The following is a 15,645-nucleotide window of genomic DNA, read 5'->3' on the forward strand; positions in this document are numbered from 1 at the left end:
ATAAATATATAATAAGTTATTATTGCATTAATTAGGGGGGATATATGTCGATATGGATAATAAAACTCAAAAAAAAGATTTTAATGAAATAAAAATGGAAGATATAATTGACTTGAAGTTTTTACAAGAACTTCAAGATAATTTTTCTAAAGGTACTGGAACAGCAAGTGTTTCTATAGATGATAAAGGTTCACCTGTAACTGAAGGAAGTTGTTTTACCGATTTCTGCATGAAGCTTACAAGAGGATGTAAAATTGGCAATGAAAGGTGCCAGGAATGTGATAAAAAAGGTGGAGAAGAATCTTATAGAACAGGTAAACCTGCTGTTTATACTTGTCATGCTGGACTTACAGATTATGCAGCTCCAATAGTATTACAAGGTAAGATTATTGGCAGCGTTATTGGAGGACAAGTTTTGACGGCACCACCTGATGAAGATAAATTTAGAAAAATAGCCCTAGAAATAGGAGTAGATCCAAATGAATACATAGAGGCACTTAGAAAAGTAAAAGTTGTAGAAAAAGATAGAGTAGAAGCTATAGCAAAGGTATTATATATGATGGCAAATACTTTATCTAAACTTGGGTATAATCAATACAAGTTAGAACATATGGGTAAAAACATAAACGAAAGTTTACAGCAAATATCTCAAGCTATGGAAGGACTAGCATCTTCTGCTGTTACGGTTTCAGAAAATCAACAATCTTTAAATAAAGAGATTCAAAGTATAAAGGAGCTGTCGTCTAAAATATATGAAATTATAGGTTCTATAAAAAGTATTGCAGATCAGACAAAAATGCTTGGATTAAATGCGGCTATTGAAGCTGCTAGGGCGGGAGAATTTGGAAAAGGATTCGGTGTAGTATCAGACGAAATAAGAAAACTTTCGGATAGTTCAAAGGAAACTGCTGCTAAAGTTATAGAACTTACTTCAAATATTCAGACTTCTGTTTCAAAAACCTTGGAAACTTCTGATTATACATCAAAAACTACTGAAAATGAAGCAGCATCTATCCAGCAAATTAATTCTGGGTTACAGGAAGTATTATCTATGACTACTGAGATGAAAGAACTGGCACATGATTTAAAATAAGTACATATTAGAAATTTGATATATTGGTCTTAAAGGGCAATAATATTGTTCAATTATAGGATACTTATAAAAACTATATTTATATAACACATATAAATATAGTTTTTACTTGCTTAATTAGAATTATAAATACATTATATGTGAAAAATAATCAATAGTTTTAATAGTCAATAATTAGTAGTATGCTAAAATCGTATTAAATTGAAGAATTAATGAATAATATAGATAAATAACCTACTTTTAAGCTTTAGATTGACTAATTTAATTTAAAATAAGCTTTAAATATTCAAAAGAAGGTTATGATAAAAGTTAATTATAATATATAATCATTCCATACTAAACTTAAAAGAAAATTTACTTTTAGAGGAGCAAAAAAATGGGATCTAAATTAGAAAAACTTTTAATAGGAAAAAGTTTAAAAACTGAAGAATTAAAAAGTGAAAAATTAAATGTATTTTGGGGACTACCTATATTATCTAGTGATGCTATTTCTTCAGTGGCTTATGCAGGAGAGGAAATACTTTGGGTATTAATACCTGTAATTGGAATAATGTCATATAAATATATGTTTTATGCTACATTGTGTATTGTACTTTTAATGTTTTTAGTTACTATGTCTTATAGACAAACTATAGATGCTTATCCAGGCGGTGGTGGATCATACATTGTAGCCAAAGATAACCTAGGTACAACACCAGGACTTGTAGCAGGCGCATCACTTACTATAGGATATATACTTACCGTTGCAGTCAGTGCTTGTGCAGGAACAGCAGCAGTAACATCTGCAATTCCATCACTTTTTCCATATAAAGTTCAAATAACTTTATTGCTAATACTATTTATGACTATAGGAAATCTTAGAGGACTTAGAGAATCTTCTAAAATGTTTGGTGTACCTACATATTTGTTTATTATATCTATACTAGTTATGATTGCATGGGGAATATGTAAGGTTAAAATTTTTGGATATACTCCAGTAGCTGCTTATAAAGTACCTCAGGTTACAGGAGATATAACTCTCTTTTTATTTTTAAGGGCTTTTTCTTCAGGATGTACAGCCTTAACGGGTATTGAAGCAGTAAGTAATGGAATACCTAACTTCAAAGAGCCGTGTCAAAAAAATGCTAAGAAAGTATTAGGACTTCTTTCTTTTACTGTATTTATAGTATTTTTAGGTTTATCTTACCTGGCAACATTATATCATTCAGTTCCTAATTCTAATGTAACCGTAGTAGCTCAGATAGCAGCTCAGGTATTTGGGAACAATGTTATGTTTTATATAATTCAGGCAACTACTGCAATTATACTTATTATGGCAAGTAATACAGCCTTCGCAGGACTTCCAATGCTTTTAGCATATATAGCTAAGGATGGTTTTGCACCAAGACAGTTTGCCAAAAGGGGAAAAAGACTTGGATATTCTAATGGAATTATAACTTTAGGAATTATATCTTGTTTATTAGTTGTATTATTTAATGGCGAAACTCACTATTTAATGCCTCTTTATGCTGTGGGAGTTTTTATATCTTTTACATTATCACAGTTTGGGATGCTTGTAAGATGGGTTAAAATAAGGAAACAAGGGTGGGTTCACAGAGCTTTTATAAATGGTGTAGGTGCTTCTGTAACTTTATTTACAGCTGTTTTACTTGGAATAACAAAATTTACAAGTGGAGCTTGGATAGTTTTTATACTTATACCAACTATAGTATATTTCATGGCGATTATAAAAAAACATTATACTAAAGTAGCAGAACAGTTAAGACTATCTATTGATGAAAAACCTAAAGAAATAAATTTTGCAGAACAAAAGAGATACGTAATAGTTCCTATTGACACTTTGAATAAATCTTTTTTGAAAGCTTTAAATTATGCAAGAACAATTTCTAAAAATATAATAGTTTTTCATGTTTCTGTAGATGATGAGGCTACAAATAAGCTTTTGAAAAAATGGCACGAATATGATGTGGACATACCAATAATAGTAAAAAAATCACCTTACAGAAGTATTGTGGGTCCTCTTGTTAAATTTATAGAATCCGAAGAGTACTCAGCAGGATCTAAGGATACAGTTACTGTAGTTCTTCCCCAATTTGTAGTTACAAAATGGTGGGGAAATATACTTCATAATCAAACGGCATTATTTATTAAAACCATGCTTTTGAGAAGAAGAAATATAGCTATAGTTACAGTACCATATATAATATTTGAAGATTAAAGAAAATATATAGAGTTTCTAAACGAAAAATAAACTTGTGTTCCGAATATTTTTACAACCACAAGTACGTTAAATATTTTGATAAGTCTAAGCAGAAAATTTACAAAAAGCTAAGACCTTTTGAAAACTCGTACCTCAAACAATTCAAAAGGTCTAAGTTTTTTTGCAAATTTTCCACTAAGACTTATATGCAAAATATTTAAATGTACTTGCTTATTGTAAAATATTTCTACGCACAAGTTTATTTTTTAGTTAAAACTTTATATTTGATTTTGTGATGTTTGCGTGTAAATGATTACTTATATTTAATAAAAAAGTTTTTAAGTGTGATTTCTATTTTGTTAGTATATTTTATGTATAAGTTAAAATTTCAATTAGAATCACTCATATAAATATGGATAGACCAATGTTACAGGTTAATACATTACATGGGTATAAGTTAGAAGATTTAATTGAACTACAAAATAAAACTAAGTCATCATATACAAAAATAGCACTTCAAGCTATTAGAGGATTCTCCAATGATGAAATAATTAAATCTCCTGCTTTAAGTAAGGTTTCAATAGTGTCACATGTTAAAAGGTGGAACATACTTGGATTTTAGGCCTTCTTTGATAATTTAGCCATTAGTAATGTTTTGCTTTAGGAAAACGAGTATTCAAAAATTTAATTAAAGATTTTTTGTAGTGTAACGAAAAAAATCCGCATTAACTATTAATTATTCATTCTTAACTATTAACTAAAAAATATAATTTACGTGTAAAGGATTACTTGCATTTTGAGATAAAAATTTTCATAAAAACTGTTGAATATTTATTTTTATTATGATATTATAATTCATATACTTCAACAACATACATGTGTATTTGAATGACGGACAAGGTGGGGTTTTATGAATAATAGATTTCTTATAATTGATACTAAAATACTTCCTGATGTGTTTGACAAAGTTGTAAAGGTAAAAGAACTTTTGAGAACTGGTTGTGTAAAAGACATATCAGAAGGTGTAAAGAAAGTAGGCATAAGTAGAAGCAGTTATTATAAGTACAAAGATTCAGTGTTTACATTATCTGAAGGTATAACAAGTCACAAGGTAACTATTGGACTTATATTAGCTCATAAGACTGGGTCACTATCAAATATACTTGATAAAATAGCGCAAAGAAGGGGCAACATATTGACTTTAAATCAGGATATACCCATAAATAATGCGGCTGCTGTATCTATAACTTTTGATGCTTCTAAATTGGAAGTAGAAATTAATGAACTTGTTGAAGAGATAGGTAAGTTAGACAGCGTTATAAGTGTAAGTTTGGTAGCAGTGGAATAGATGAAGTTTGTTTTAATTATGTGCAAAAACAATGAAAAGGAAAAGTAAATAATGTATTGCTTTTAGAGAGGGGGATTCATAGGCTGTAATATTCCCTAAGTTAATATTTATTGAAAACCACCTTTGAGTTGTATACTGAAATTTAATAGTAGGTATTTCCGCAGATCTGCGTTATGGATATTGAGAGACAGTAATGGCTTTTAAGTAATGGATGAATATCCTAGGCTGTAATGGGGCTTAGTTATTTTAGTGATAACTAAAAATTGACACTGTTAATTGGGTGGAAACGCGATAAAACTCGTCCCAGTAGGGAAGGGTTTTTTTAACATTAGAATGTAACTTAATACTTAAATAAATTTATCTGAGTTTTAGAATTACTTGATAAGATTAAATAATTAGGGGGAAGTAAAATGGCAAATATAGCAATGCTTGGATATGGAGTAGTAGGAAGTGGAGTAGCTGAACTTATATCTAGAAATAGATATAAATTTAAAGATGAACTAGATGAGGAATTGGTAATATCAAAAATTTTGGTTAGAAATGTAGATAAACACTTAAACAATAAAAATAGGGGGCTTTTAACAGAAAATATAGAGGATATATTCAATGAAAAGGTGGATATCATAGTGGAAGCTATGGGGGGGCTAAATCCATCTTATGAATATATAAAAAGAGCTTTAAATATGAAAAAACATGTAGTTACAGCTAACAAGGATTTGATGGCAGAAAGAGGATATGAGCTTTTGCAGTTAGCTAAAAAAAATGGAGTTACCATTCATTTTGAGGCAAGTGTTGGAGGGGGAATACCTATATTGAAATCAATGAATGAATGTCTTGTGGGAAATGAAATAAAGAGTATCAAATCTATATTAAATGGTACTACAAATTTTATATTGTCAAAAATGAGTCATAATGGTATGAGTTATGAAGAAGCTTTAAAACTTGCTCAGGAAATGGGTTTTGCAGAAGCAAATCCAGAATCAGATGTTAAAGGATATGATGCAGCTAGAAAGCTTTCAATTTTATCTACTATTGCATATAACAGAAGAGTGGATTGGAAGAATATAAATATAGAAGGAATTACACAAATTGATAGCGATGATTTCAGATATGCCAAAATGCAAAAGTGTAGTATAAAACTTCTTGGAATCAGTAAGGTATCTGAAGATGATATATATGCAACTGTTATGCCAGTTATGGTAAAACAAGATTCTATGCTCGGGAAAATTGAGAATGAATACAATGCTATTTTAGTAGAAGGAGATGCAGTAGGAGACGTGATGTTTTCAGGAAAAGGAGCAGGTATGTTTCCTACAGCTAGTGCAGTTTTTGCAGATATAGCAGATATAGTTGAAAATAAAAGAGAAAAAACTATTACTTTTAGTAGTGAAAAGGCTAGTATAAATAAGAGCTGGAATTTAAAAAGTAAATGGCTTTTAAGAATTAAAACACAAAATAGAGTAGAAATTATAGAAAGTATATCTTCAAGTTTTAAAAGCTGTTATATTTTGTCTAATAGTGTTTCTGGAAATAAGGAAGAAGTTGTAGCTTTTGTAAATGCAGATAACGAAGATTTAATAGATGAATATATTGAAAAAGTAAAAAGTGAAAAAAATGTGCAGTCTGTGAAGAAGTTATTGGTTTTAGACAAATAATGAGAATAGAATTTTAGCAAAGGTTTTTACAAAATTGGAGGGATATTAGATATGACTAAAGTCAAAGTTAGGGTGCCGGCGACTACAGCAAATATGGGACCGGGATTTGATACTTTAGGTATGGCACTCAAATTATACAATGAAATTGAAGTTGAAGAAATAACTGGAAAAACTGAAATATATAATGGTGGATTAAAGTTAGAAGAGGATTTTAGGGAAAATCTTATATACCAAAGCATAGTGAGTGCTATGAATGAACAAGGATATTCTTATAATGGATTTAAAATAAATGTGCTTAAATGTGATATACCTATGTCAAGAGGGCTTGGAAGTAGTTCTGCATGTATAGTAGGTGGTATAACAGCTGCAAATGCAATTATGAAAAATAAAATGGATATGGAAGATGTAATTGATTTGGCTACGAAAATAGAGGGACATCCTGATAATGTTGTACCTGCAGCACTTGGAGGAATGGTAATATCTATAAAAGTGGGCGAGGATATAAAACATTCAAAGGTAAATGTACCAGATAAGTTAAAATTTGTTGCTATGATACCATCTTTTAAGGTTAGTACAGCTCTTTCTAGGGAAGTTCTACCTAAATCTTATTTAAAAGAGGACTGTATATTTAACACTTCTAGGTCTGCTATGCTTATAAGTGCTCTTTATAACAATGAATTTGACAAACTTAGAATATGTTTTGAAGATAAAATCCATCAACCTTATAGAAAAAGTTTAATAAGAAATTTTGATGATGTTTTTAAAAAATCCAAAGACTTAGGATCTATAGGAGAATTTATAAGTGGTTCAGGATCTACACTTATGGCAGTAGTGGATAAAAATGCAGAGAAATTTGTAAGTTCCATGAAAAATTTCTTAAGTGAACTAGAAGATACTTGGAAGGTTATTTTACTTGATCCAGATTTACAGGGAGCTAGAGTTTTAAATTAGTCTACTAATGGTAATGTAGTTAATTGGAATTAGTGATTTAAGAATTCAGTGTTGTTTTTATGTCAATTGATTTAATAAATAAAGGAATTTTTAAATTTGTGTAGAATTTTAAAAGTATAATCCTTTAATAGAGTTAAATCAAATTAAATGTACAAAAGAGGTGAAGCAATGCTGGATGTTAAAATAGAATATAAAGATATAAAAATCTCTAATGTGCAAGAAAAAGATTTAGTGTCCATACAAAAATTGATGAATAGGAAGGATTTCCTAGAGGGAGAAACAAATTTAGAAGATCTAAGAGAGAGATTTTTGGAGAGCTATATAAGTCAGTGTGAGTTCTTTTTAAAAATAGAAAAGGGCAGTATTTTAATAGGAATATTAAAGGGGAGAATTGAGTTTAAAAATGAAAATGAACTTTGGATATGGTATTTTTATCTATCTGAAGTATATAAAAATACAAGTTTAGGGGGCATTTTAATAAAAGAAATAATAGAGTATTTTTCTAGAGAATATGATGTGACTGAATTTTTTGCTAGAACAATTAAAAATGAAATTGAAAACATGAATATCTGGAAAAGTGCTGGGTATAAAGCTATTAGAATAGTAAAGAATTTCTATGACATAGATGGAAAGCACATGGACATGATAATTATGAAAAAAATTTAATAATTATCAGTAATAATTTTTTTATCCCATAATATTAATATATAAAAATAGTATAAAATTAGGGGTGAAAAAATGAAGTACACACGATATGATTTAAAAAGAGAGAAAAGTACTAAGTCTTTTGTGTTTTTTACGTGTATAATACTTGCAGCTGCATTTATACTAGGAACTTTTATATTTAAAGTGGTATTTAGAACATCAGGAAATTTAAATGACAATACGGCCAGTACTGTATCTCAAAATAAGGTTCAAAATACTTCTGATAAGAGTAGTTCAGCTGTAGATGGTAAATCTACTGAATTTATAGCTGTACAAGGTGGAGTTTATAAAGATAAAAATAACGCAGCAGAGGAAAAGAGTTTGTTAGCTAAATATGGATTTCCATTTTGTATACAGGATTCAGATAAGACAAGGGTATTTTTAGGTGTGTTTCAAGAGAATGTTGGAGAAAAAATGATGAAATCTCTTACAGACCAAAAAATAGACAATTCAAAAATGGCATTTACAATAAAGAGGGATGATCTGTGTAATGTTGAAATAGCAGAAATAATAAATGCAAATCTAGAGATACTAAATAAGCTTTCAGAACAAGATGTAAAATCTATACAAACAGATGAATTAAAAAAATGGTGTTCTTCTTTAAAAAGTGAAAAAACGGAAAATGGCAATAATAAATTAGTTTTAAAAGATTTAACAGAATATGTAAACAAGCTTCCTAAAGAAATAACGAAGGATAAAGCTGAAGAAAATTATATGTATATATTTAATATATTAAAAAAAGTAAAATCTAATTAATTCCATATTGTTAAGATAATCGGTCATAATATAAGGGCAAGTACGGGGACATTTACACCAATACTTGTCATTTTTATGTTTAATTAAAAAATTTTTTTGAACAATAATATATCTACTTGTTTATGCTTTTATTAAATGATAAACTATATAAGATATAATGTTAAGGTAGGGGGATTTTTGTGAGAGGGGCTGAAAAAGGTAAGAGCTTTTTATGGTTTCTTATAATTTTAGGAGCTATATGTGGAAGTCTTATAGGAGATGCTATTGGAAATAATTTTAGTTTTCTAAACTTTTTTAAAAATTCTTATTCTGTAGGGATGACTGAACCAGTTATATTAAATCTTAAGGTTGTAGTATTGACTTTAGGAGCAAAGTTTAGTATAAACATTATGACTATAATTGGTATAATTGTGGCTATAATACTATATAGAAGATATTAGGAAGTGATGACATGGAGATTGTATTGGCTTCGGCTTCCAGTAGGCGAAAGGAACTTTTAAAGAGATTAACAGGAAATTTTGAAGTTATGGTAAGTGATTTTGATGAAAATTCTGTTGAATTTAATGGAAATTGTGGTTCTTATGTTATGGAGCTAGCTGAAGGTAAAGCTAAAGATGTGTGCTCAAAGTTGAAAGACAGTAGTTCTATAATAATAGGATGTGATACAATAGTATTTTTTAAAGAAAAGGTACTTGGAAAACCACGTAGTATAGAGGAAGGTTTTCATATGCTGAAATCCTTAAGCGGAAATGAGCATAAGGTATATTCAGGCATAGCAATTATAGATAAATCCTCAAATAAAATAATTAAGGACTTTGTGTGTACTCGTGTAATATTTTCTAAAATAGACGATAAACGCATAAGGGAGTATTTAAAAACAGGAGAATATAAGGATAAAGCAGGTGCCTATGGCATTCAAGGTCATGGAGGAGTTTTTGTAAGAGAAATCCATGGATGTTATTATAATGTAGTAGGATTACCTTTAAATAAGTTGTATAATATGTTAAGTGAGATGGGGTTAAATCTATAATAAGGAGTTTTTAAATGAATGAATTAGTAAAAATTATGGATTTACCACAAAATGAAAGACCTAGGGAGAGGTTATTCAGATATGGACCAGAAGTTCTTTCTAATTCAGAACTTTTGGCAATAATACTTGGTTCAGGTACAAAAAAAGAAAATATAATATCTTTAAGCAGCAGGATTATAAAAGACAATGGAGGACTAAATGGAATTTTTAATTCTAATTTAGAAGATCTTATGAATATTAGGGGCATTGGAAAGGCAAAATCTGCTAAAATATTTGCTGTGGTGGAATTGGCAAAGAGATTCAAATCCTATAGGGATGGTGATGATTATAAGATATGCAATCCAGGAGATGCAGCAATGCTTGTCATGGAAGAAATGAAGGGATTGAAGCAGGAATATTTTAAAGTTATTATGTTGAATACAAAAAATATAGTTATAGGCATTAGAGATGTATTTATAGGAAGTTTAAATTCTGCACTGGTACATCCAAGGGAAGTATTTTACTATGCTATAAAGAAAAATAGTGCATCTATAATTGTGTGCCATAACCATCCTTCGGGAGATCCATCACCTAGTAATGAGGATATAAATATAACACATAGATTAAAAGAATGCGGTGAACTTTTAGGCATACAGCTATTAGATCATCTTATAATAGGAAACGAAATATATGTTAGTTTAAAACAAAAAGGAATTTGTGGATATTGAAAGGAGTAATATAAATGGGATTTTTTGGAATGTCAAGAGATATGGGAATTGATTTAGGAACAGCTAATACACTCATATATGTTAAAGGAAAGGGAATAGTACTTAGAGAGCCTTCTGTAGTTGCTATAAATAATGATGTAAAGAAGGTAATGGCAATAGGTAATGAAGCAAAAGATATGATAGGAAGAACTCCTGGTAATATTGTGGCTATAAGACCGCTAAAAGATGGCGTTATTGCTGATTTTGATGTTACTCATACTATGCTTAGAAAATTTATAGAAAAAGTAAGTCCTAAGTCAGCATTTACTAGTCCTAGGATATTTGTATGCTTTCCATCTGGAGTTACTGAAGTTGAAAAAAGGGCAATAGAAGAGGCAACAAAGCATGCAGGAGCAAGGGACGTGCTTTTAATGGAGGAACCTATGGCAGCTGCTATTGGTGCAGGACTTCCAGTAAATGAACCAACAGGAAGTATGATTGTAGATATAGGTGGAGGTACTACAGAAGTAGCTATAATATCACTTGGAGGAATTGTTACAAGTAAATCTTTAAGAATTGCTGGTGATGAGTTGGATCAGGCTATAATAGGCTACATAAAGAAGGAATACAATTTAATGATAGGTGAAAGAACTGCGGAAAATGTAAAAATTGAATTAGGTTCAGCTTTTGATATAGGTGAAGAAAATTCCATGGAGATAAGAGGAAGAGACTTAATATCAGGGCTACCTAAGGTTATAAATATAACAGAAGGTGAAATAAGAGAAGCTCTTAAGGAACCTGTAGCAGCAATAATTGATGCTATAAAAACTACCCTTGAAAAGACACCACCAGAACTTGCATCAGATATAATGGACAAAGGAATTATGCTTGCAGGTGGTGGAGCTATGCTTAGAGGATTGGATCAGTTGATAAATCAAGAAACACATATGCCTGTTCATATAGCTGAAGCACCTCTTGATTGTGTTGCACTAGGTGCTGGAAAAGCTCTTGATACTATTGATAAAATAGTAGCTAGTAGAAAATAGTGATGTATTATGAGATTTTTGAGAAATAAACTTGTATTAGCTATAATAGTACTTTCGATTATTTTTTTAGCTTTGATCTCTTTTAGTATCAAGGGTAATAGCAACTCAATTGTAAGAAATGGCATAGGTGTTACTTTTAATTCTTTTCAAGGAGGATTATACAAGGTCAATAATAGTATAAAAAATTCTCTGAGTTTTATAATAAACTTTTCTAGGGTAAAAAGTGAAAATGAGGAATTGAAGAAGGAAAATAGTTCACTAAAAAATAAATTAGTAGAATATAATTCACTTAAAAATGATAATTCCCAGCTGAGAAAAGAACTGAATTTTAAAAGCCAAAAATCGGAATATGATAATATAGGCTGTGACGTAATAGGTAGAAGTAGTGATGGAATTTTAAATGAATTTGCAATAAATAGAGGCAGTAAGGACGGTATAAGAAAGCAGATGGTTGCGGTTACTGCTGATGGATTGGTAGGGCAGGTTGTCCATGTGGAAAACAATTGGTCCATAGTACAGTCTCTGGCTAATCAAAATTTAGCAGTAGGTGGGACTATTGAGGGTACTTCCACAGATACAAATGATGTGACAAATAGTGGTATGGTAAAAGGATACAGTGATAGTAATAATCAATTTTTAGCAAAATTATATTATCTTCCACAAGACTCTACTATAAAAAAAGGAGATGTTATCGTAACATCAGGGATTAATAATTCATATCCTAGAGGAATAAGAATTGGAACTGTAATAAGTGTAGAGGATGATAAGGGAAAAGTAATGAAAAATGCTTTAATAAAACCTTATGTGAATTTTGATAAGCTTCAGGAGCTACTTATTGTAGTGCCTCAAGACAAAACGGATATAAAATACTAGGGTGGATGTAAAATGAAAAAATTATTAGTATTAGTTCTATTATCAGTTCTGCTATTTATTTTGGATAATTCACTGATGCCTTTTTTTGCGGTGAAGAGTTTTTATCCAGGGTTACTTATAATATTTATAATTTGCTATTCCATTGTAAATGGAACGTGGGAAGGTATGTGGCTTGGAGTGTTTGCAGGATTACTACAGGATATATACTTTTCATATGGTTTTGGAATAAACTCGTTCACAAATATGATAGTATGTGTAATTGCAGGTATTATAGGAAATAGTATATTTAGAAAAAGAAGACTTATTCCTGTTATTTCTTGTTTTTTACTTGTTTTGTTTAAGGGTTTGTTAATAATGGGTATCCTATATTCATGTGGAGTGTATGTGAATGTAAAAAATGTATTTTTTACAGGAATTTACGATATGGTTTTGTGTATATTTATGTATAAACCAATATATAATCTTTGCAGTAAAGATTATATGGAAGCTAAATGGAAATTTTAAAGGTGGAGATGATATTTTTTGAAAGAGAAGAAGCATTCTAATATTACAAGATATACTGTACTATCAGTTATTATGGTAGCTATTTTTGCAACTATTGCAGGAAGACTTCTCTTTCTCCAAGTAGTAAAGGGGCAGGAATATAAAGAGCAGTCCAATAATAAATCTTTGACAGAAATACAAGAGCCAGCACCAAGAGGAAAAATTTTGGACAAGGATGGTAATATTTTAGCTACTAGTAACCAAAGTTATGTGCTCATATACAATCAAACGGATGAAAATGATAAGACTTTTTTTCCTACTATGAGTAAAGTATTTAAGATATTAGATGAAAGTGGGGAAAGTCAGAAGGATGACTTTGAACTTAAGATAAATCCTTATAGGTTTGAATTTAGAAGTGATGATGAAGAAACTAGAAAGAATCTTGAGATTAAGTTTAAAAGGGATAGAGGATTAAATGACGAAATAGAAAAGAAAATTAAAAGCAAAAATAAAAATATATCTGAAGATGATTTGAAGAGTTTAGTAAATAAAGAATTACTGAAAATAACTCCAGAGGATACTTTCAAAAAACTTATTGCCAAGTACAAAATAAGTAGTGCATATTCTTTGGAAGATCAGAGAAGATATATGATTATTAAGGATACTTTAAAAATGCAGAGTTATTCTGGGTATAAACCTGTAACAGTTGCAAGCAATATAAAGAAGGATACTGCCTTTAAATTTTTACAAATGTCAAATGAACTCCCGGGGATAGACGTGGATACCCAGCCTATAAGATATTATCCTAATAATGAACTAGGATCTAGTTTTATAGGATATATATCTAAAATATCTTCTGATTATGATAAATACAAGGAAAAAGGTTACGATGTAAGTAGTGATTATGTAGGTCAGGCAGGTATAGAAGGCGCACTTGAAGATAGATTGAAAGGATCAAAGGGAGGGAAAATAGTAAAACTAGATAAGAATGGCAAAATAGTTCAAGAATTAGGAACAAAAGACCCTTCCCCAGGTGAAACAGTTCAGCTCACAGTGGATTCCAAGGTTCAAAAAGCAGCAGAAGATTCACTGGATACTACTATGGCAAAACTCAGAGCTAATCCTTATGGGCAGAATAGATCTGACACTACCAATGCAACTAGAGGGGCAGCAGTAGCAATTGATGTGAATACGGGAGCAATAATTGCAATGGCAAGCAGGCCTGGATACGATCCAAATATGTTCGCACAACCTGGTATGATATCTCAAGATTTATATCAACAATATTTCAATCCAGATTTAGGAGCTTTTGGGAAGGAATATATAGAAAAGAGAAATATAACTTCAAACTTTCCAGGAGAGACAGAGGATCAGGTACTAAATACATTATTTCCACTTGATACAAGTATAAAAAATAATACTACTATAAGACAGGATGTTTATGACATATATCCAAAGCCGTTTTATAATTATGCTACTCAGTCTTTAATACCTCCGGGTTCTACATTCAAGCCAATGACTGCAGTTGCAGGCCTTGAAAGTGGAGCAATAAATCCAGGATTTTGTGTAGATGATGAAGGACAGTTTGATCAGGGTGGCAAGATTGTAAAGTTTATATTGGATGGTAGAAATGGAGTAGTGGATTTAGCTGCCGCCATACAGAAATCCAGTAACCCTTATTTTATGACTGTAGGTAAACTAATAAGACAGGCTTTAGGAGATGATGGATTAGCTAAGTATGCATGGAAGTTTGGACTTGGCGTTCCTGTAAATAGTGATGTAAAAGCATCAACTGGGATAGAGATTCCAGAAAAGTTTGGTCAGGTATACAATACAGTATCAAATAAAAATACCTATGCCAGTACTTATTTGTGGCAAACTATGGCTTATCTTAGAGATGGCCAGGATGATAAGGGACATAAGCTAGTTTCACTTAACCTATATGATAATAGCAGTGATTCAAGTAAGGTAAAGCAAATTAAAAATGATATCAAAACTTTGATAAAGAATTCTGTAAAAGATGGAAAGAGTGCTTTTGATAAAGCAAAATACAAAGAATTATTTTCTGAACTTGTAAAGGAAGATCCTAATAACAAGAAAGATATAAGTGATGAAAAGATGGATGATTTGATTGATGTCATATACAGTATAACTGTTTCAGATGCAAATGCTCAGTTAAAGGTACCGGCTAATATAGAAAATGCTGCTATAGGACAGGGACTTAACCAGTTTACTCCTGTTCAGATGGCAAATTATATTGCCACTCTTGTGAATGGAGGAACTAGATATAAAGTACATTTGGTAGATAAATATTTAAATTCTAACGGAGGAATTATTGAGCAGGTTAAACCGGAAGTCATACAGAAAACTGGAATTAGTCCTGAAACTATAGCTGCTATTAAAGCAGGAATGGGTGCAGTTAATGAGAAAGGTGGTACAGGGTCACAAGTATTTGGTGGATTTCCAATAAGTACAGGAGGAAAGACAGGTACTGCAAGTTTAGGAAATCAGGATCAAATAGGAAGAACCGACTACTCTGAATATGTTGCATTTGCGCCTCTTGATAAACCAGAAATAGCTGTATATGCAGTCATATTTGATGGTGGTCAGGGAGCAAGTGGTGCAGCTTATGTAGCAAGAGATATTCTTTCTGCATATTTTACTGAAACAGGACGCATAACTACTAGTGCACCTACTAGTACATCTACTCAACAAAACAGTAATTAAAATAAAGGGGCTGTTGCACTAAGAATAAATACTACAATATACTGTGTTTATCATTAATATTTAGAACAATATATTGTATGTAAATTTCTTAA

The 15,645-nt window shown here is 30.7% G+C and carries 15 protein-coding genes and 1 other annotated feature; all 15 genes read left to right on the forward strand.

Features of this window, described 5'->3' with window-relative positions; genetic code table 11:
* The first annotated feature begins 52 nt into the window (after positions 1–52).
* The 15 genes from CLAU_RS13720 to CLAU_RS13790 all read left to right on the forward strand — a co-directional run bounded on the left by CLAU_RS13720 (position 53) and on the right by CLAU_RS13790 (position 15,553).
* Positions 53–1,093: a PocR ligand-binding domain-containing protein gene (locus CLAU_RS13720; protein ID WP_023162861.1), complete on the forward strand. Its 1,041-nt coding sequence runs from the start codon at positions 53–55 to the stop codon at positions 1,091–1,093.
* Between the two features lie 376 nt (positions 1,094–1,469).
* The gene (locus tag CLAU_RS13725; RefSeq protein ID WP_013237382.1) at positions 1,470–3,311 is read left to right on the forward strand and encodes an APC family permease; all 1,842 of its coding nucleotides are present in this window, start codon (positions 1,470–1,472) and stop codon (positions 3,309–3,311) included.
* Between the two features lie 406 nt (positions 3,312–3,717).
* Positions 3,718–3,915: a hypothetical protein gene (locus CLAU_RS13730; RefSeq protein WP_013237383.1), complete on the forward strand. Its 198-nt coding sequence runs from the start codon at positions 3,718–3,720 to the stop codon at positions 3,913–3,915.
* Between the two features lie 288 nt (positions 3,916–4,203).
* Complete coding sequence (locus CLAU_RS13735) at positions 4,204–4,641, forward strand: ACT domain-containing protein (protein ID WP_013237384.1); 438 nt, start codon at positions 4,204–4,206, stop codon at positions 4,639–4,641.
* Between the two features lie 22 nt (positions 4,642–4,663).
* Positions 4,664–4,950: a binding site (T-box leader), on the forward strand.
* 101 nt (positions 4,951–5,051) lie between these two features.
* Positions 5,052–6,296 (forward strand): homoserine dehydrogenase, encoded by a 1,245-nt coding sequence (locus CLAU_RS13740; RefSeq protein ID WP_013237385.1) that lies wholly within the window; start codon positions 5,052–5,054, stop codon positions 6,294–6,296.
* A 51-nt stretch (positions 6,297–6,347) separates the two neighbouring features.
* Positions 6,348–7,247: a homoserine kinase gene (gene thrB, locus CLAU_RS13745; protein ID WP_023162864.1), complete on the forward strand. Its 900-nt coding sequence runs from the start codon at positions 6,348–6,350 to the stop codon at positions 7,245–7,247.
* A gap of 168 nt (positions 7,248–7,415) precedes the next feature.
* A complete protein-coding gene (locus CLAU_RS13750) occupies positions 7,416–7,913 on the forward strand; it encodes a GNAT family N-acetyltransferase (protein WP_013237387.1) in 498 nt (165 codons plus the stop codon).
* 72 nt (positions 7,914–7,985) lie between these two features.
* Positions 7,986–8,708, forward strand: coding sequence for a hypothetical protein (locus CLAU_RS13755; protein ID WP_023162865.1), 723 nt, complete (start codon positions 7,986–7,988; stop codon positions 8,706–8,708).
* 179 nt (positions 8,709–8,887) lie between these two features.
* Positions 8,888–9,148 carry a DUF4321 domain-containing protein gene (locus CLAU_RS13760; RefSeq protein ID WP_013237389.1) on the forward strand — a complete coding sequence of 87 codons (261 nt, stop codon included), beginning with the start codon at positions 8,888–8,890 and terminating at the stop codon, positions 9,146–9,148.
* Positions 9,149–9,159: 11 nt separating this feature from the next.
* The gene (locus CLAU_RS13765) at positions 9,160–9,738 is read left to right on the forward strand and encodes a Maf-like protein (protein WP_023162866.1); all 579 of its coding nucleotides are present in this window, start codon (positions 9,160–9,162) and stop codon (positions 9,736–9,738) included.
* 14 nt (positions 9,739–9,752) lie between these two features.
* Positions 9,753–10,445 carry a RadC family protein gene (gene radC / locus CLAU_RS13770; protein WP_013237391.1) on the forward strand — a complete coding sequence of 231 codons (693 nt, stop codon included), beginning with the start codon at positions 9,753–9,755 and terminating at the stop codon, positions 10,443–10,445.
* 14 nt (positions 10,446–10,459) lie between these two features.
* Positions 10,460–11,470 carry a rod shape-determining protein gene (locus CLAU_RS13775; protein ID WP_013237392.1) on the forward strand — a complete coding sequence of 337 codons (1,011 nt, stop codon included), beginning with the start codon at positions 10,460–10,462 and terminating at the stop codon, positions 11,468–11,470.
* 9 nt (positions 11,471–11,479) lie between these two features.
* Positions 11,480–12,343 (forward strand): rod shape-determining protein MreC, encoded by an 864-nt coding sequence (gene mreC / locus CLAU_RS13780; protein WP_023162867.1) that lies wholly within the window; start codon positions 11,480–11,482, stop codon positions 12,341–12,343.
* Between the two features lie 12 nt (positions 12,344–12,355).
* Positions 12,356–12,847 (forward strand): rod shape-determining protein MreD, encoded by a 492-nt coding sequence (gene mreD, locus CLAU_RS13785; protein WP_013237394.1) that lies wholly within the window; start codon positions 12,356–12,358, stop codon positions 12,845–12,847.
* A gap of 18 nt (positions 12,848–12,865) precedes the next feature.
* A complete protein-coding gene (locus CLAU_RS13790) occupies positions 12,866–15,553 on the forward strand; it encodes a penicillin-binding transpeptidase domain-containing protein (protein WP_023162868.1) in 2,688 nt (895 codons plus the stop codon).
* Positions 15,554–15,645 lie beyond the last annotated feature (92 nt).

Origin of the sequence: Clostridium autoethanogenum DSM 10061 (genome assembly GCF_001484725.1) — a bacterium.
Taxonomy (GTDB): domain Bacteria; phylum Bacillota; class Clostridia; order Clostridiales; family Clostridiaceae; genus Clostridium_B; species Clostridium_B ljungdahlii.

Excerpts from the sequence above, each read along its gene's own strand:
- CLAU_RS13765 (WP_023162866.1), top strand. The coding sequence starts at position 9,160 with ATGGAGATTGTATTGGCTTCGGCTTCCAGTAGGCGAAAGGAACTTTTA.
- mreC (WP_023162867.1), top strand. The coding sequence starts at position 11,480 with ATGAGATTTTTGAGAAATAAACTTGTATTAGCTATAATAGTACTTTCG.
- radC (WP_013237391.1), top strand. The coding sequence starts at position 9,753 with ATGAATGAATTAGTAAAAATTATGGATTTACCACAAAATGAAAGACCT.
- CLAU_RS13735 (WP_013237384.1), top strand. The coding sequence starts at position 4,204 with ATGAATAATAGATTTCTTATAATTGATACTAAAATACTTCCTGATGTG.
- CLAU_RS13775 (WP_013237392.1), top strand. The coding sequence starts at position 10,460 with ATGGGATTTTTTGGAATGTCAAGAGATATGGGAATTGATTTAGGAACA.
- CLAU_RS13755 (WP_023162865.1), top strand. The coding sequence starts at position 7,986 with ATGAAGTACACACGATATGATTTAAAAAGAGAGAAAAGTACTAAGTCT.
- thrB (WP_023162864.1), top strand. The coding sequence starts at position 6,348 with ATGACTAAAGTCAAAGTTAGGGTGCCGGCGACTACAGCAAATATGGGA.
- CLAU_RS13730 (WP_013237383.1), top strand. The coding sequence starts at position 3,718 with ATGTTACAGGTTAATACATTACATGGGTATAAGTTAGAAGATTTAATT.
- CLAU_RS13725 (WP_013237382.1), top strand. The coding sequence starts at position 1,470 with ATGGGATCTAAATTAGAAAAACTTTTAATAGGAAAAAGTTTAAAAACT.
- CLAU_RS13740 (WP_013237385.1), top strand. The coding sequence starts at position 5,052 with ATGGCAAATATAGCAATGCTTGGATATGGAGTAGTAGGAAGTGGAGTA.
- CLAU_RS13750 (WP_013237387.1), top strand. The coding sequence starts at position 7,416 with ATGCTGGATGTTAAAATAGAATATAAAGATATAAAAATCTCTAATGTG.
- CLAU_RS13720 (WP_023162861.1), top strand. The coding sequence starts at position 53 with ATGGATAATAAAACTCAAAAAAAAGATTTTAATGAAATAAAAATGGAA.
- mreD (WP_013237394.1), top strand. The coding sequence starts at position 12,356 with ATGAAAAAATTATTAGTATTAGTTCTATTATCAGTTCTGCTATTTATT.